Origin of the sequence: Brooklawnia sp. (assembly GCF_049651565.1) — a bacterium.
Lineage (GTDB): Bacteria > Actinomycetota > Actinomycetes > Propionibacteriales > Propionibacteriaceae > Brooklawnia.
Genome location: NZ_JBASCI010000265.1, coordinates 1 through 16,943, shown reverse-complemented (window position 1 = coordinate 16,943; position 16,943 = coordinate 1). Strand labels below are relative to the sequence as shown.

The 16,943-nt window shown below is 68.6% G+C and carries 15 protein-coding genes and 1 other RNA gene; 12 read left to right on the top strand and 4 right to left on the bottom strand.

Going from position 1 to position 16,943, the window contains the following annotated elements; translation table 11 throughout:
* The 9 genes from WBL05_RS12905 to WBL05_RS12865 all read left to right on the top strand — a co-directional run.
* Positions 1-962, top strand: a 962-nt coding sequence (locus WBL05_RS12905; protein ID WP_424226460.1) for an RNB domain-containing ribonuclease, incomplete at its 5' end; no start/stop codon positions are given.
* A gap of 19 nt (positions 963-981) precedes the next feature.
* Positions 982-1,393: RNase P RNA component class A (rnpB, locus tag WBL05_RS12900), an RNA gene on the top strand.
* A gap of 241 nt (positions 1,394-1,634) precedes the next feature.
* Entirely contained in the window at positions 1,635-2,933 is a 1,299-nt protein-coding gene (locus WBL05_RS12895; protein WP_424226458.1) for an ABC transporter substrate-binding protein, read from the top strand.
* Between the two features lie 68 nt (positions 2,934-3,001).
* Positions 3,002-3,982 (top strand): carbohydrate ABC transporter permease, encoded by a 981-nt coding sequence (locus tag WBL05_RS12890; RefSeq protein ID WP_424226457.1) that lies wholly within the window; start codon positions 3,002-3,004, stop codon positions 3,980-3,982.
* Positions 3,979-4,887 carry a carbohydrate ABC transporter permease gene (locus tag WBL05_RS12885; protein ID WP_424226456.1) on the top strand — a complete coding sequence of 303 codons (909 nt, stop codon included), beginning with the start codon at positions 3,979-3,981 and terminating at the stop codon, positions 4,885-4,887. Before WBL05_RS12890 ends, WBL05_RS12885 begins: the two co-directional genes overlap by 4 nt.
* Positions 4,888-4,963: 76 nt before the next feature.
* Positions 4,964-6,013: a LacI family DNA-binding transcriptional regulator gene (locus WBL05_RS12880; RefSeq protein WP_424226455.1), complete on the top strand. Its 1,050-nt coding sequence runs from the start codon at positions 4,964-4,966 to the stop codon at positions 6,011-6,013.
* A gap of 5 nt (positions 6,014-6,018) precedes the next feature.
* A complete protein-coding gene (gene gtfA / locus WBL05_RS12875) occupies positions 6,019-7,530 on the top strand; it encodes a sucrose phosphorylase (protein WP_424226454.1) in 1,512 nt (503 codons plus the stop codon).
* Between the two features lie 40 nt (positions 7,531-7,570).
* Positions 7,571-8,902, top strand: a complete 1,332-nt coding sequence (locus WBL05_RS12870; RefSeq protein WP_424226453.1) for a glycoside hydrolase family 32 protein — start codon at positions 7,571-7,573, stop codon at positions 8,900-8,902.
* On the top strand, positions 8,899-9,849 hold the full coding sequence (locus WBL05_RS12865) for a carbohydrate kinase family protein (RefSeq protein WP_424226452.1): 951 nt from the start codon (positions 8,899-8,901) through the stop codon (positions 9,847-9,849). Before WBL05_RS12870 ends, WBL05_RS12865 begins: the two co-directional genes overlap by 4 nt.
* Before the next feature lie 6 nt (positions 9,850-9,855).
* Here WBL05_RS12865 and WBL05_RS12860 read toward each other — a convergent pair whose 3' ends face one another.
* Positions 9,856-12,138 carry a sodium-translocating pyrophosphatase gene (locus WBL05_RS12860; protein WP_424226450.1) on the bottom strand — a complete coding sequence of 761 codons (2,283 nt, stop codon included), beginning with the start codon at positions 12,136-12,138 and terminating at the stop codon, positions 9,856-9,858.
* A gap of 171 nt (positions 12,139-12,309) precedes the next feature.
* On the opposite strand from WBL05_RS12860, the gene WBL05_RS12855 reads away from it, so the two are divergent.
* Positions 12,310-13,080 (top strand): hypothetical protein, encoded by a 771-nt coding sequence (locus WBL05_RS12855; RefSeq protein WP_424226449.1) that lies wholly within the window; start codon positions 12,310-12,312, stop codon positions 13,078-13,080.
* A 31-nt stretch (positions 13,081-13,111) separates the two neighbouring features.
* Positions 13,112-13,774, top strand: coding sequence for a TIGR01906 family membrane protein (locus tag WBL05_RS12850; RefSeq protein WP_424226447.1), 663 nt, complete (start codon positions 13,112-13,114; stop codon positions 13,772-13,774).
* Here the strand turns inward: WBL05_RS12850 and WBL05_RS12845 are convergent.
* Genes WBL05_RS12845 through WBL05_RS12835 form a run of 3 tightly spaced genes read right to left on the bottom strand, consistent with a single transcriptional unit; the run spans position 13,761 to position 16,359 of the window.
* On the bottom strand, positions 13,761-14,546 hold the full coding sequence (locus WBL05_RS12845) for a hypothetical protein (RefSeq protein ID WP_424226445.1): 786 nt from the start codon (positions 14,544-14,546) through the stop codon (positions 13,761-13,763). The two genes, WBL05_RS12850 and WBL05_RS12845, sit on opposite strands and share 14 nt — an antisense overlap.
* Positions 14,543-15,421: a type I methionyl aminopeptidase gene (map, locus tag WBL05_RS12840; RefSeq protein ID WP_424226462.1), complete on the bottom strand. Its 879-nt coding sequence runs from the start codon at positions 15,419-15,421 to the stop codon at positions 14,543-14,545. Before map ends, WBL05_RS12845 begins: the two co-directional genes overlap by 4 nt.
* A gap of 56 nt (positions 15,422-15,477) precedes the next feature.
* On the bottom strand, positions 15,478-16,359 hold the full coding sequence (locus WBL05_RS12835) for a DUF2510 domain-containing protein (RefSeq protein WP_424226443.1): 882 nt from the start codon (positions 16,357-16,359) through the stop codon (positions 15,478-15,480).
* A 94-nt stretch (positions 16,360-16,453) separates the two neighbouring features.
* Between WBL05_RS12835 and WBL05_RS12830 the strand changes: the two genes are divergently transcribed.
* On the top strand, positions 16,454-16,943 hold a 490-nt coding region (locus tag WBL05_RS12830), incomplete at its 3' end, for a glutamine synthetase beta-grasp domain-containing protein (protein ID WP_424226441.1).

Here is a 16,943-nt window from a genome sequence, read left to right as displayed (position 1 = left end):
GGTCCGAGGTGGTCAGGGCGATGGTCCGCAACCGGGGGCGGCTCAGCTACCAGCAGGTGCAGGCCGAGCTGGACGCCGGAAGGGCGGCCGAACCGCTGCAGTTGCTGCGCGAGGTCGGGCTGGCCCGGCAGCGGCTCGAAGCCGAACGCGGCGGGGTCAGCCTCAACCTGCCCGACCAGGAGGTCGTGGCCAACGGGCGGGACTGGCGCCTGGAGTTCCGGGGGCTGCTGCCGGTGGAGGGCTGGAACGCCCAGGTCTCGCTGCTCACCGGTAGCTGCGCCGCCCGGCTGATGCTGGACGCCGGGGTCGGCGTGCTGCGCACCCTGCCGCCGTCGCGGCAGTACGACGTGGACAGGCTGCGCCGGATCGCGAAATCGTTGAATCTGCGCTGGCCGGGTGCGATGAGCTACCCCGAGTTCGTCCGGTCGCTCGACCCTGGCGAGCCACGCGGCCAGGCGATGCTGAATGCCTGCACGCTGCTGTTTCGGGGCGCTGCGTACACCGTGATCGACCCCGGCCAACCCGAACAGAACGCCGAGCACGCGGCGCTGGCGGCGTCCTACACCCACACCACCGCGCCGCTGCGGCGGCTGGTCGACCGCTACACAGGTGCGCTGTGCGTGGAGCTATGCGCTGGTCGTCCAGCTCCCGAGTGGGTACTGGCGGGTCTTGCCCAGTTGCCCGAGCTGATGGCCGAGTCGGACCGGCGGGCCAAGGCGTTCGAGCGCGGCATCGTCAACCGGGTCGAGGCGCTGGTGCTGCACGGCCACGAGGGCAGCGACTTCGCCGGCACCATCATCGAGGTCGACGACCGGGGCCGCGACCGGGGCGAGGCTTCCATCCCGCTGGTGGCCGTGGAGGCGCCGGTCGAGGGCCCGGGGCTGCGGCTCGGCGAGGAGCGGCGGCTGCGACTGGCCGAAGCGGTGCCGCAGACCGGCCGGGTGCTGTTCAACCCAGCCTGACGTAGAATTGCCCGTTGGACGAGTCGGCCGGGTGATCGCGGCGCAGCAGCGCCGAGGAAAGTCCGGACTCCACAGGACGAGGTGGTGGGTAACGCCCACCCGGGGTGACCCGCGGGAAAGTGCCACAGAGAACAGACCGCCCGAAAACCGTCCCCGGTGGGGGAGAGGTTCGGGTAAGGGTGAAACGGTGGTGCAAGAGACCACCGCGCGGCTGGTGACAGTCGCGGCACGGCAAACCCCACCTGGAGCAAGACCAAGAGGACGCCACGGCGTCTGCGGAAGCGTTCGAGGGCGGTCCGCCCGAGCTTCCGGGTAGGTTGCACGCCGGACGCGCGAGCTTCCGGGGAAGGCCACCGGTAACGGTGGTCGCAGATGGATGATCACCGGCCCGTCAGGGGCCACAGAATCCGGCTTACAGGCCGGCTCGTCCCCCCATTGCGTCAGAGTCCCTGGTCGAGTGGCAATGAGTCCATCCTTTGTGTGTCTGATTTCTTAGGCCGATCCCTATTGACGCGCACCGTAATCGGTCGATAGCGTAGCGAACGTCTGGTTAAACGGTTTACTGGACCGTCCAGCCCGGTGGCCAGGCGGTCAAGCCGGCGGGCGCTGGTCTGGCCAACCTGGTGGTCGGTGAGGGCCGGCCGCCGAACCCAACTGGCAAGGGAGCCGCACATGAAGTTCAGCAAATCACTGCGCACAGGCGCCTTGCTCGCAGGAGCGCTACTGGCCGTAACAGCCTGTTCATCCGGCACGGGAGGGGGTGGCGGTACGCAGGAGGCGGTAGAGATCGTCGGCGCCTTCACCGGCGAGTCGGCCGACGCCTTCAGCGAGGACCTTGCAGTGCTCTCGGAGCAGCTCGGCATCGAGGCCACCTACACCCCGTTGCCCGACTTCGAGACCGTGATCCAGAGCCGGGTGACCGGCAACGACCGCCCGGACATCGCGATCTTCCCCCAGCCGGGCCTGTTGTTCGACCTCGCCCGGGCCGGGGAGCTGAAGGCGTTGGATGACGCCATCGACGTTGATGCGAAGAACCAGGACCTGGTTCCGGGTCTGCTGGATACCGTCACCCAGGATGGCTCGGTGTACGCCCTGCCGGTCTCGATGAACGTCAAGAGCCTGGTCTGGTACCCGGTTCCCGAGTTCGACAGCGCCGGTTACTCGGCGCCGCCCAGCACCCAGCAGCTGAACGCCCTCACCGACCAGATGAAGGGTGACGGTGTCACGCCCTGGTGCGTGGGCATCGAGTCCGGCGCCGCAACCGGTTGGCCGGCCACCGACTGGCTCGAGGAGTACGTCCTGCGGGTCGGCGGACCCGAGGTCTATGACCAGTGGGTCAACCACGAGATCCCCTTCAACGATCCCGTCGTGCAGCAGGCCGGCGCCGCCATCGAGGAACTGCTGCTGACCGAGGGCAACGTGCTCGGTGGCAGACAGGGCATCGCAGCGACGAACTCGAACGATGCCGTCCTGCCCCTGGTGGCCGACCCGCCCGGCTGCTACCTGCACCGCCAGGGCAACTTCATCACCGGCGTAATGCCCGAGGATGTCCAGGCCGACCTGGAGAGCAACGTCGGGGTGTTCCTGTTGCCGCCGTACGAAGGTGGCTACAACGGCCAGCCCATCCTGGGCGGCGGTGACTTCGCCGCGGTCTTCGACGCCGAGAACGAGAACGTCCTGCGGGTGCTGGAGGGCATCTCCTCGCCGGAGTTCCCGGACGCATGGGCGACGGCGCGGGAGATGATGTCGCCATACACCAACTTCGACACCAGCCGGTACGACAGCGAGATCCTCGCCGAGATCGCCGGCCTGGTCGCCGGGGCGGACACCTTCCGATTCGACGGGTCGGACATGATGCCGGGCGAGATCGGAACCGGGGCCTTCTGGACCCAGATGGTGGCGTGGATGAGCGGTCAGCAGGACCTGAACACCGCTCTGGACAACATCGAAGCCGCCTGGCCCACTGACTGACCGTTAACGGTGCTGCGGCGTCCGGCCGGGCCACCTGCCGGGCGCCGCCGACCCCAAGGAGGGTCCAAATGTTGAAAATCTTCGATGGCATCATCGCGGTAGTCGGCAGCGTCGGGTTCTTCATGCTCCTGTTCTGGGTCAGCAACGCCATTGTGGAGCGGCTGCCCGAGCGCTGGGAGCGACGGTTGAAGCCCTGGGTCTTCGTGGCGCCCGCGCTCTTCTTCATCATCCTGTTCCTGATCTACCCGGCCGTGCGAACCCTGGTGTTGTCCTTCGCGGATCGGCAGGGCGAAGGCTTCGTCGGGCTGACCAACTTCGTCGGATTGCTGAAAGATCCCGCCTTCCAGAGCACCATGCTGAACACCTTGCTCTGGATCCTGGTGGTGCCTGCCATCTCGGTGGCGATCGGCCTGTTGGTGGCGGTGCTGACCGACCGGCTGTCGTCGCGCGGCGAGAAGGTGAGCAAGTCGCTGATCTTCCTGCCGATGGCCATTTCCATGGTTGGTGCCTCCACGATCTGGCGGTTCGTCTACGAGTGGCGTCCGGAGGGTCAGGAGCAGATCGGCCTGCTGAACCAGTTGTGGGTGGCGATCGGCGGCCAGCCGCAGGTCTGGATGCAGATCTCCAGCGGACGCCTGAACAGCTTCCTGCTCATGGTGATCCTGATCTGGCTGCAGGTCGGCTTCGCGATGGTGCTGCTGTCGGCTGCCATCAAGAACGTGCCGTCCGACACCCTGGAGGCGGCCCGGGTGGACGGCGCCAACGAGTTCCAGTTGTTCTTCCTGGTCGTGGTCCCGCAGATCAAGATCACCGTCCTCACCGTCTTCATAACGATCCTGATGGGGGTGTTGAAGGTTTTCGACATCGTCTACGTGATGACCGGTGGGAACTACGACACCAACGTCGTCGCGCTGGCGTTCTTCAAGGAACTGTTCACCTATCGCCACAGCGGACGATCCGCCGCGATCGTCGTGCTGCTGATGCTTGCCGTCATCCCAGTGATCATCTACCAGGTTCGTAGCTTCAAGGCAGAGGGGATAGCCAAATGAGCGCCGTCACGACGCCCCCGGTGGCGCCCACCGGGATCAGCCCAAGGCGGCGACGCCGGGCAAACGTGGAGCAGGGCCGGGCGGGTTGGGCAACCCGGATCGTGGTGGTGCTCGTCGTCATCGCCTTCCTGATCCCGACCATCGGGCTGCTGGTGACATCCTTCCGGCCCCGGGTCGACTCGACCTCGACCGGGTGGTGGAACGCAGCCTTCAATCCCTTCGACGCCACCTGGACGCTGCAGGGCTATGCCGAGGTGCTCGACGGCGGCATGGGCAACGCATTCCTCAACAGCATCGTGATCGCGGTGCCGGCCACCCTCATCCCGCTGTTGATCGCCGCCATGGCGGCGTACGCATTCACCTTCCTGAAGTTCCCGGGTCGCGACATCATCTTCCTGGTCGTCGTGGGGCTCCTGGTCGTCCCGCTGCAGGTGGCGTTCATCCCGCTGCTGCAACTGTTCGGCCAGTTCCAGCTGGTCGGCACCTTCCCGGCGGTCTGGTTGGCGCACACCGGATTCGGGATGCCGCTGGCGATCTACCTGCTGCGCACCTACATGACGACGGTGCCGCACTCCATCCTGGAGTCGGCGCAGATCGACGGGGCGTCGCACTTCCAGATCTTCTGGCGGCTGCTGTTGCCGATCAGTGTGCCTGCGTTGGCGTCGTTCGCAATCTTCCAGTTCCTGTGGGTGTGGAACGACCTGCTGGTGGCGCTGCTGTTCGTGGGTGCCGGCCAGAACGAGACGGTGACGCTTCGGCTGTCCAGCATGATCGGCCAGTACGGTCAGCGGTGGGACCTGCTCGCGCCGGGGGCCTTCATCTCGATGTCGCTCCCGCTGATCGTGTTCCTATTCCTGCAGCGGTACTTCGTCCGCGGCATGACGGCCGGATCGGTGAAGGGCTGAGCCCTGAACCGAGCGCGGGAGCGCTGGCATATTGGGATGCAGGCGGCTGACTGGGCTGGGAGGCGTGGTGGCGAGAGTGGGCATTCGAGAGGTGGCCAGGCAGGCGGGTGTGTCGACGGCTACGGTGTCGCGCATCCTGAACGATCGGGATGCCGGCAGCTTCCCTGAGGCGACCCGCAAGCACGTTCAGCAGACCGCCGACCGGCTGGGGTACCGGCCCAACATGCTGGCGCGGGGGCTGCGCAGCGGCCGAACGCACACCGTCGGGCTGATCTCCGACATGATCGCCACCACGCCCTACGCATCGGGAATCGTGGCTGCTGCCCAGTCCGTGGCGCAGGATCAAGGGTGGCTACTCTTCCTGGTCAACACCGGCGGCTCAGCTGCGGTCGAGGCGGACGCCGTGCGCGCGCTGCAGGCCCAGCAGGTGGACGGCATCATCTACGCGTCCATGGCGTACCGGGAAGTGGACGTCCCCGAGCGGCTGCCCCCGGACACGGTGCTGGTCAACTGCCTGGCCCGGGCCGGCGATTACCGGACCGTCGTCCCGGACGACTATGGCGGCGCCCGCTCGGCGGTCCGCTACCTGGTCGACGCCGGTCACCGGCGCATCGCCTTCGTCGACACCGACGAGAAGGACCCAGATCCGATAGCGTCGCGGCTTCGACGGACGGCCTACCTGGACGTCCTGAACGAGGCCGGGATCGACCCGGATCCTGCGCTTCAGGTGGAAGGGGTGTCGGACTCCTTCGGGGGCAGGGCGGCGGTTGACCGGCTGCTGGCGCTGCCGGTCAACCATCGGCCCACCGCAATCTTCTGCTTCAACGACCGGATGGCCGGCGGCGCCTACATCGCAGCCAGGCGGCACGGCATGCACATCCCCACGGACGTCTCGATCATCGGCTTCGACGACCAGGCGTTGATCGCCGCCGAGATCGACCCCGCCCTCACCACGGTTGGCCTGCCGCACCACGAGATGGGCCGGACCGCGATGGAGCTGGTGCTGGGCGTCCGGGACCCCCGCTCGACTCCCCAGGTCCTGGAGCTGGAGTGTCCGCTTATCGTCCGGGAATCGGTGCGCGCCCTGGCGCCGGACCCGGCCAAGTCCCGACGACGAAAAGGTTGACTGCCATGAGTTCAGGACCCCAGCTGATCGCCTATGCCGACCGCCTGGGCGGGTCGATCAAAGGTCTCCAAAGCCTGCTGGACGGCCCGTTCGCGGGCATCTTCGACGGTGTCCACGTGCTGCCCTTCTACACCCCCTTCGATGGTGCGGACGCCGGCTTCGACCCGGTCGATCACACCGCGGTGGACCCCCGGCTGGGGACGTGGCGCGACGTCAAGGACCTGGCCGAGCGGTATCGCGTGATGGCCGACATGATCGTCAACCACGTGTCGGCGTCATCGGCCGAATTCTCCGATGTCCTGGCGAAGGGTGATCGCTCGGAGTACTTCGACATGTTCCTCAAGATGTCGACCGTCTACCCCGATGGTGCCACCGAGGCCGACCTGGCCGGGATCTACCGGCCCCGGCCCGGCCTGCCCTTCACCCCGATGACGCTCGGTGACCGGCGGCGACTGCTGTGGACGACCTTCACGTCCCAGCAGGTCGACGTCGACGTGCGCAGCGCCGCCGGCAAGGCCTACCTGGAGCGAGTGTTGGGCGCACTCACCGACGGCGGGGTGGCGATGGTGCGGTTGGACGCGGTCGGCTACAGCGTCAAGACGCGAGGCACCTCTTCATTCATGACACCGGACACCTTCGACTTCATCGACGACCTGGCCGCCGCCGCCCGGTCCCATGGCGCCGAAGTGCTGGTGGAGATCCATGGCCACTACGAACTGCAGCTCAAGGTCGCGGCCAGGGTGGACCTGGTCTACGACTTCGCACTGCCGCCGTTGGTGCTCTACGCGCTGCACACCGGTGAGGCGGCCCCGCTGCGGCGGTGGCTCCTGATCCGCCCGACCAACTGCGTCACCGTGCTCGACACCCACGACGGCATCGGAGTAGTCGACGTGGGGCCTGACCAGATCGAACCCCACCGGCCGGGTCTGCTGACCCAGGAACAGATCGACGTCCTCATCGAGGGCATCCACCAGCGCTCCGCCGGCCAGTCCCGGCTGGCCACCGGCTGGGCGGCGTCCAACGTGGACATCTACCAGGTCAACTGCACCTACCTGGACGCCCTGGGCGGTGACGAGCGGGCGTACCTGATCGCCCGCGCGGTGCAGGTGTTCACCCCAGGCATCCCGCAGATCTACTACGTGGGTCTGCTCGGTGGCCGCAACGACATGGAGCTGCTGGCCCACACCGGGGTCGGCCGCGACATCAACCGCCACTTCTACAGCCGCGAGGAGGTGGACGCGGCGCTGGCCGACCCGCTGGTCAGCGCGCTGCTGGATCTGCTGCGGCTGCGCCGCCACCACCCGGCCTTTCAGGGCGATTGCGCGATCGGTGGTGACGACCGGCGCATCACGCTGGACTGGCGGCACGGGCAGCATCGGGCCTGCCTCGACGTCAACTTCGCCGAGCCGGGCGCCACGCTGACCACGACCGACCAGCGGGGCGGCCTGCGGGTCTGCGACGACCTGCTCGGCGGCGGTCTGGCCGACCTGATTCCGGGCTCATGGCAGTCGCAATGACTTCGTCGGTTATCGAGCCAGGCTGGAGGGGAGCCCGAAGATGACTGTCGATGCCGGGCAGCCGGTCCAGGCCGATCCGGGCCGTCCGCTGCTGCACTTCACCCCACGCGCAGGGTGGATCAACGATCCCTACGCACTGACCTGTCACGACGGCCAGTACCACCTGTTCTACCAGGCGGTTCCCGGGCAGTTGAGCTGGCACCTGGCGCAGCATTGGGGGCACGCGACCAGCCCGGACCTGCTCAGCTGGACCGAGCAGCCGGTGGTGCTGTCCCCGGGCGACGGCGACGACGGTATCTGGTCCGGATCCATCGCGGTACCGAGGGACGGCCCCGCCGCCATCTTCTACACCTCGGCCCGGCGGCCACACCTGGACGTGGCCGCCAGCCGGATCGCCCGGCCGCTTGATGACCAGTGGACGCGATGGCAGAAGGGGCCGGTGGTGGCATCGGCGGAGCCGGGCCTCGGTCTTACGACCTACCGCGACCCGTACGTCTTCCACGACGGATCAACCTGGCGAATGCTGATGGGCGCCGGGTTCGCCGACGGCCGGGCTGCTGCCCTGGGCTACTCGTCCGACGACCTCACCGAATGGCGGTACGACGGCGTCCTGACCGACCGCCACAGCTCCGAGACCGACCCGATCTGGGTTGGCCAGGCCTGGGAGTGCCCGCAACTGTTCCCGCTGGGCGACCGCTGGGTGCTGGTGGTCTCGGTCTGGGACCGATCGGGGCCGCACTACGTCGCCTACGCTGTCGGCGACTGCCACGACCGGCGCTTCATCCCGCAGCACTGGCATCGGCTGAGCTACGGGCCGTCCCACTACGCCGCCTCGACCTTCCTCGACCGGGACGGGCGGCGGGGCCTGATCCACTGGCTTCGTGGGGTCGCCGATCCCGCCGGAGGTTGGGCCGGCGCCCACTCGCTGCCACACGTGCTTGAGCTGGTCACCGACCGGATCGTCGCCGCACCACACCCGAACCTGACCACAATGCGCGGCGCTCCCGCCGAAACCCTGCACCGAGGGGCGACCACGGTGCCGCAGGCCGCCGACCTGGAGTGGTCCCTCGACTCACCCGACGCGTCGGCTGGCCTCGCACTGAGTGCTGGGGGCCGCGACCGCGCGTTGCAGTTGACGGCCAGGCAGGGACTGCTGGCCGCGGCCACCCCGGCCGGGGTGTGGCAGATGCCGCTGTTGCCGGACGGGCCGCCGCTGAGGATCGTCATCGACGGCCCGGTGGTCGAGGTGTTCAGCGCCGCCGGCGTGCTTGCGGTGTCCGTGGCCAGCCGCGGCGATCAGCGGACTCTGCAGGTTCAAGGAGACGCCAGCGTGCGCTGGTACCCACTCAACAGGCCAGGGAGGACGTTATGACCGAATCGACTGCCGCCGTGCTCTGTGTCGGCGAGGCCCTGATCGACGTGGTGTCGCGCGGTTCGGGCAGCAGGGAGTACGTCGGCGGCAGCCCGCTCAACGTGGCCTGCGGACTGGCGCGGCTCGGGCACCCCACTTCGTTCGCCAGTTGGTGGGCCGACGACGATCGCGGCAGGCGGATCGCCGGGCACGCTGCCGACCACGGTCTGCTAGTGGTCGCCGGCAGCGACGGCGCCGAGCGCACCTCGACCGCGCTGGCCAGGCTGGACGCCGACGGCCAGGCCAGCTACGAGTTCGACCTCGACTGGCAGTTGCCACCGATGGCGTCGACCGAGTCGAGCGGACACCTGCACCTGGGCAGCATCGGCGCCACCCTGCCCCCGGGCGCGGACGACGTGCTGGCACTGGCCCGCCAGCTGCATGGTCGGGCCACGGTCAGCTATGACCCGAACGTCCGGCCGGCGATCATGGGCGCCGCCGCCGACGTGCTGGGCCGGATCGAGGAGCTGGTCGGGTTGTCCGATGCGGTGAAGGCCAGCTCCGAGGACCTCGAATGGCTGTACCCCGGCGTCCCGCCGGTCGAGGCCGCAGCCCGCTGGCTGGCCAGGGGCCCTGCCCTGGTGGTGGTGACCCGCGGGGCGGTGGGGTCGCTGACATGGTTCGCCACCGAGCCGGCTCCGCGCGAGTCCGCAGCGCAGCGAGTTCCGGTGGTCGACACCGTGGGCGCCGGCGACTCGTTCATGGCCGGCCTGTTGTCGGGGCTGCTGGACGCCGGGCTGCTGGGTCGCCCGGACGCTGGCGACCGGCTGCGGCAGGCCGGTTGGGCAGTGGTCGGCCCGGCGATCGACCGGGCGATCCAGACCTCCGCCATCACTGTGACACACTCGGGTGCGTACTCGCCGACCCGCGCCGAGCTGCCCGGCGAGCAGGTAGGTGGCTTGCGGTAGGTCCGGTCAGACCTCGGCCAGTTCCTCCTGCACCACACCGCTGGCCCGCCGCTTGGCCAGGAAGATCACCGTGAACGCCAGCCCTGCCGCCACCGCCGCGATGGTCATGCGCAGCGGGCCGGACGCGTCGGCGCCCTCGGCCAGCATCACGATGACCGGTGCGATCAGCAGCGAGACCAGGTTCATCACCTTGATCAGCGGGTTGATCGCCGGGCCCGCGGTGTCCTTGAACGGGTCGCCGACGGTGTCGCCGGTGATCGCTGCCTCATGGGCACGTGAGCCCTTGCCGCCGAAGTGGCCGTCCTCGACGATCTTCTTCGCGTTGTCCCAGGCGCCCCCCGAGTTGGCCAGCAGCACCGCCATCAGGACGCCGGTGGCGATCGCGCCGGCCAGGAAGCCGGCCAGCGGACCGACGCCCAGCCCGAACCCGACCGCGATCGGCGCGAAGACCGCCAGCAGGCCCGGGGTGGACAGCTCCTTCAGTGAGGCAGCGGTGCAGATGTCGACCACCCGGCCGTACTCCGGACGCGCGGTGCCCTGCATGATGCCGGGGATCTCGCGGAACTGCCGGCGCACCTCGAACACGATGGTGCCGGCGGTGCGGGTGACCGAGTCGATACAGAAGTAGGAGAACAGGAAGACCGTCGCCGCCCCCAGCACCAAGCCGATCAGGGTCAGCGGCGACACGATGGCGTAGTCGCCCATCGCCCGCACCACCGCATCCGAGATCGAGCCGGGGTCGAAGCCCGACCGGCCGTGGGACACCGCGTCGTTGTAGGCGCCGAACAGGGCGGTGGCCGCCAGCACCGCAGTGGCGATCGCGATGCCCTTGGTGATCGCCTTGGTGGTGTTGCCGACCGCGTCCAGGTCGGTCAGGATCTGGGCGGCCTGATGGTCTACCTCACCGGACATCTCGGCGATGCCCTGGGCGTTGTCCGAGACCGGCCCGAAGGTGTCCATCGCCACGATCACCCCCACCGTGGTGAGCAGGCCGCAGCCGGCCAGCGCGATCAGGAACAGCGCCAGCCAGGTCGCACCGCCCGCCAGCAGGAAGCAGGTGACGATGCCGGCACCGATCACGGTGGCGGTCAGTGCCGCCGACTCAAGGCCGAGCCCGAAACCGGACAGGATCACCGTGGCCGCGCCGGTGCGAGTGGTGGCCGCCACCCGCCGGGTCGGGCCGGCCTCGGTGCCGGTGTAGTGGCCGGTCAGCCCGAGGATCACCGCGGCCAGCACGATCCCCACCACCACCGCGCCGATCAGCACCAGCCGCGGGTCGCCGGCGTGCTCCAGCGTCTCGGGGCCCACCCCGTTGATACCCGCAAAGCTGTTCGGCAGGTAGCCGAACGCGGCCACCACCGACAGCAGCAGGCCGCAGCCGGCGGCGATGTAGAAGCCGCGGTTGATGCCCCGCAGGCCGGGCTCGTCGTCGCGTATCCGGGTCGCGGCGATGCCGATCAGGCCGACGAGCACCCCGACCGCGGAGACCAGGATCGGGAAGATCATGCCCTGCTCGCCGAGCGCGGTCTTGCCCAGCACCAGGGACGCCACCAGGGTCACCGCGTATGACTCGAACAGGTCGGCCGCCATGCCAGCGCAGTCGCCGACGTTGTCGCCCACGTTGTCGGCGATGGTGGCGGCGTTGCGGGGGTCGTCCTCGGGGATGCCGACCTCGACCTTGCCGACCAGGTCGGCGCCGACGTCGGCGGCCTTGGTGAAGATGCCACCACCCACCCGCATGAACATCGCCAGCAGGGCCGCCCCGAAGCCGAAACCCTCCAGTACCCCCGGCGCGTCGGCCTGGAAGAGCAGCAGCGAAAGGCAGGCGCCCAGTAGTCCCAGCCCGACCACCGACATGCCGACCACGCCGCCGGTGCGGAACGCGATCCGGGCGCCGGTGCTCTTGCCGTCAGGCTGCCGGGACGCCGCAGCCACCCGCACATTGGCCCGCACCGCCAGCCACATGCCCAGGTAGCCGATGGTTCCGGAGAACGCCGCACCAAGCAGGAAGGCCACCGACCGGCCGATCCGCAGGTCCCAGTCACCGGGCAGGACGAACAGCAACCCGAAGACCAGCACGGCGATCGGCGCCAACGTACGCATCTGCCTGGCCAGGTAGGCCTGGGCGCCCTCCTGCACCGCCGCGGCGATGCCACGCATGCCGGGGGTGCCCTCGTCCTGCTTCAGCACCCAGGTTCGCAGCCCCCACGCGGTGATCAGGGCCAGCACTGCCAGCACGGCGGTCACGGTGATGATGGCGATGCTGCCAGCGCCGAAGGTGAAAGTCATGACGCTCCTGATTCGGCTGTGAATCTGCATGGAGTTGTGCTGCGGCGAGAAGTTGATCGCCTGCCAAGCAATATAGCCGCCGGTCGATCCGGCCTGTGGTGATGGGCCTCAGGTGGCTAGGATCGGCGGCAAGGCGCACGCGCAACGGTCCTGGCAGTAGCGGGAGACATCATGGAAGCTCATCTCTATCTTTCGCTGATCCCGGAAGCCCTGATCGCCTCCCAACTGACCCCCGAGCAGTTCGGGCAGTACTACGCCACCGGGCATGCCCGCCGCTCCAAGGGCAAGGCGATCTTCTTCGACATCGACCCGGGCTTCCGCAACGGCTACTTCGCCCTCGACGAGGCGATGGCCCAACTGGCGCCGCACCCCGACGGCCGGCCCAAGAACTCGCTGTACGTGTCGACCTACCGGGTCGTCGAACACGTGCCGGTCAGCGCGCTGGGTACCCTGTACCTGGTCACCGACTACGGCGCCACCCTCGGCCTGCCGCGCAGCACCGGCGGGCCGGACCAGATCGACGGACTGCACCTGTACAAGGAACTGGCCCCGGTGAGCAGCCTGGTGGCGTCCTCGCTGCCGCCGAAGGAGTTCTACGAGTCGATCACCGTGCGGCCATCCAAGTTCGTCTCGTTCCCGGCACTGGCCTTCGCCGAGCTGGGCATCGGTGAGCTGGCCACCGACCCGCACCGCGGTGCGGTCGGCAACCTGCCGTACGACAACATCCCGCACCTGCGCGAGTCGCTGACCGCGGTCACCGTGCCCGGCAAGACCACCAAGATGGTGGAGCGGCTGCCGACCATCGAGTTCCCGTACCGGGCGGTCAAGACCGGCAGCGGGTTCTACTACGGCAACGGCCGCGAGCTGGCCTTTTACGAGATGCCATCGGCCACCGAGATGCGCAACCGCCACCAGCTGTGGTGGCGCTCGGCCAACCAGTGAGCCATCGAGTGAGTGCGATCGGGCAGCGGCGATGAGACCGGCCGTCAGCGCGCTGGCCAGCATCGCCGTCGCGGCCGCCATCCTGGGCTGCTCGGTGACGGCCGTGCTTGCCGCCAGGTTCAGCTACCCGTGGTTCTCGGCCGGCCTGTACAACAGCCACCAGCTCACCAAGGCGCAGATGCAGGCCAACTACGACCGGGTCATCGAGTACAGCCTGTTCCCATGGGTGCGCGAACTGCACTTCGAGACCCTGCCGATGTCGGACGCCGGCCGCCAGCATTTCGCCGAGGCCAAGGCCATCTTCCAACTCTTCGTGCAGGGCGGGCTGATCGCACTGGTCGTGGCTGTCGTGCTGGGCATCTGGCTCTGGCGCCGGCACCGGTCGTCCGGCTACCTGACCGCCGGCGCGATCATCGCGCTGGCCACTCCGGTCGTGCTGGCCATCCCGCTGGCCATCGACTTCGATCGGGCGTTCGTCGTCTTCCACCAGGTCGCCTTCGACAACGAGCTGTGGATCTTCGACCCGCGGACCGACCCGATCATCAACTACCTGCCGCAGGCGTTGTTCATGCGCAACGCCTTCGCGATCCTGGTCGTGATGATCCTGTTGGCGATCCTCGCCATCATGCTGGGCGGCGTCCTGCGCCGCCGGGCCGGGAGTCGCGGCGAGCCGGTCGCGGTCAACCCCGGCTGACCGTGGCCTGCTGGACCACCTGGGCGCTCATCCGGTCGACCTCGGCGCCGGTCGCCGCCATGATGTAGGTGCCGACGCTCAAGTCGTGCTCGGGCAGCCACGCGACGTCGATCCGGGCGGCCAGTTCGCACACCGGGTAGTGCCGGTCGGTTCGCGGCGGGGTGCCGAACTGCAGGTACGCCAGCAAGAAGCCGTCGGGGGAGTGGTCGGGGCAGTTGGTCAGCACCGTGGCATCGCGGCTCGTCCAGTTCAGGCCGGCGTAGCCCACCGGACGCGTCGAGGTGGCCAGCACCTCGAACCGGTTGTCGGCCAAGCGCAGGCCGAGCGCCGGCAGTGCCAGCATCCGCTGGTCAAACTCGGCCACCCGGGCGACCTCAGCGGTACTCAGCGGACGCCCCAGCCCGTGCAGGTAGTAGCTGCCCACGTACGCCCCGTACAGCGGGTGGCCAGGATCGAAGATGCTGCTGTGACCCTGCCGGGGTGCGAAGTCGGCGAAGGTGAACTCGACGGTGAACGACACCTCGGCACCGAGCCAGTCCGACATCGGCCGGTCGGCGTTGAAGGTGATCATCAGCGGGTACAGCCCCGAGCCGCGCAGCGGCATCTCGACCGCCACCCCGGTCTGCCGGGGCACCGAGCCGCGTTCGAACGACCAGTCGTAACTGGACATCAGCAGCAGCGACCGCTGCCGGGCGAACCACGGGTTCACGGCCAGGCTGACCAGCACCAGCAGCGCCAGCCCGCCGGCCAGCCACGGCCAGCGCCGCCTCACGACACCTGCGCGGCCAGGTTGATCCTGGTGGGGTCGCCGCCGATGATCAGTTCGCCGGAACTCGGCACGGTGAGGATCTCGCTGCCGGTGTCGGTCACCACGATGGTCTGCTCGAACTGCGCCGAACGGGAGCCGTCCTGGGTGAGCACCGTCCAGCCGTCGTCCCACTGCCGGGTGCGGGCACTACCCAGGGTGAGCATCGGCTCCACTGTGAAGGTCATGCCCGGCAGCATGATGGTGTCATTCATCGGCTCGTCGTAGTGCAGCACTACCAGGCCGGAGTGGAACGCGGTGTGCACGCCGTGGCCGGTGTACTCCCGCACCACCCCGTAGCCGAAGCGGCGGGCGTAAGCCTCGATCACCCGGCCGATGACCGACAGCGGCCGGCCTGGCTTGATCGCCCTGATTCCCCGGTACATCGCCTCCCGGGTGCGTTCCGACAGCAGCCTGGACTCCTCCGACACCTCGCCGGCGTAGAAGGTGGCGCAGTTGTCCCCGTGCACGCCGTTGACGTAGGCGGTCGAGTCGATCTTGACGATGTCGCCCTCGGCGAGCGGCCGGGCGTCCGGGATGCCGTGGCAGATCACCTCGTTGACCGAGGTGCAGATGCTCTTCGGGAAGCCCCGGTAGTCCAGCGACGCCGGGTAGGCGCCGTGGTCGCACAGGAACTCGTGGGCGACGGCGTCCAGGTGGTCGGTGGTGACGCCCGGCCGGATCTCGGCAGCGGCGACCAGGATCGAATCGGCGGCGATCCGTCCGGCCTCCCGCATCGCCTCGATCACCTCCGTGGATTGCACGTGCGAACCGTCGTAGTGCTCGGCACCCAGCTCGCCGACGTAGGGCGGACGCGGCACACTGGCGGGCACCGGACGCATCGGGCTGATCGGGTAGGGCTTGATCGGTTGGCTCACCCAGTCGATTCTAGACGGCCTCACTCAACGGCCAGGCTGTCGATCACCGCGTCCACCAGCCGCTGGCGACGCTCGTCGCCGATCGTGACGCTGGACACGAAGATGCCCATCCGCTCCGGGTCGCCCTGGTCGACCACGATGATGTCGACCACGTCGCCCTCGATCTCCGGCATGTCCGCCGACTCGATGCGCACCTCCGCGCGGATCCGCCAGGCCGGGTAGCCGCTGACCGTGGTGGCCTCGTTGACCAGGTCGATCCGTTCGGTGAAGTTGAGGTAGTAGCCGGACGAGGCGAAGCACTCCATCGACTGCCGGGCGGAGGTCTGCGGGTCAAGGAAGCCGTCCTCGGCGTTCAGTTGCCCGACCCCGATGTTGCTTACCCACCCGGGCCGGACGGTGTCCATCTGGGTGTTGAAGTCGCTCACCCACTGCAGGTACATCTCGGCGTCCCGCCAACCCTGGATCTTGTCGACCACCAGGCCGCCGCCGCGCAGCCGGCCGTCGTTGTGCTGCCGAGTCTGGTCCTGGTTGAGGGTGTACGGGCAGGTGACCAGGTCGGCGGCCGTGGTCGGGGGTGGGGTGGGCCGGGAGGTCTCGTCCCAGCCCTCGACGGTCGGGCTGGCCGAGTTGGTGTCCTCGGGGACCGGGACGAAGCCGCCGGGGCCGCGGCCACCGGGCATGAAGACCCAGATCAGCAGCGCCACCACGGTGAGCAGCACCACCCCACCGACTATCCACAACCAGTTCAGGTTGCCCCGGCGTCCGGATGAGGTGCGGGGTTCGGGGCGTGGCGGCGGCTGCCGCGGATCGAGCGTGGTGTGGTTGGTCCAGGCGTTGCCGTCCCAGAAGCGGTACCGGCCCTGACCCCCGGCCGGATCGGGATACCACCCAGGCATCGACATGGCATGAATCATATGCGGCACCGGCGCCCGGCCCGCCGCCCAACTGGGCGAGTGGCTGGGCGCGCGACTGCCCGGCGGCTGGCAGACTTGGTGCATGGATCGCCAGACCGAGTTCGTGCTCCGCGCCGTCGAGGACCGCAACATCAAGTTCATCCGGCTGTGGTTCACCGACGTGCTGGGGTTCCTGAAGTCGGTCGCGATCGCCCCGGCCGAACTTGAGGGCGCGTTCAGCGAGGGCATCGGCTTCGACGGCTCGGCGATCGAGGGCTACGCGCGGGTCTACGAGGCCGACATGATCGCCCACCCCGACCCCAGCACCTTCCAGTTGCTGCCCTGGCGCACCCAGGCCGGTACCGCGCGGATGTTCTGCGACATCACCATGCCGGACGGCTCGGCGGCGATGGCCGACCCCCGGCACGTGCTGAAGCGGGCGCTGAAGCGGGCCGCCGACCTGGGTTTCACCTTCTACACCCACCCCGAGATCGAGTTCTTCCTGCTGCGAAACCCGATCACGCCAGGAGTCGAACCAATTGCTCTCGACCAAGGCGGCTATTTCGACCACACCACGATGGACGAGGGCACCG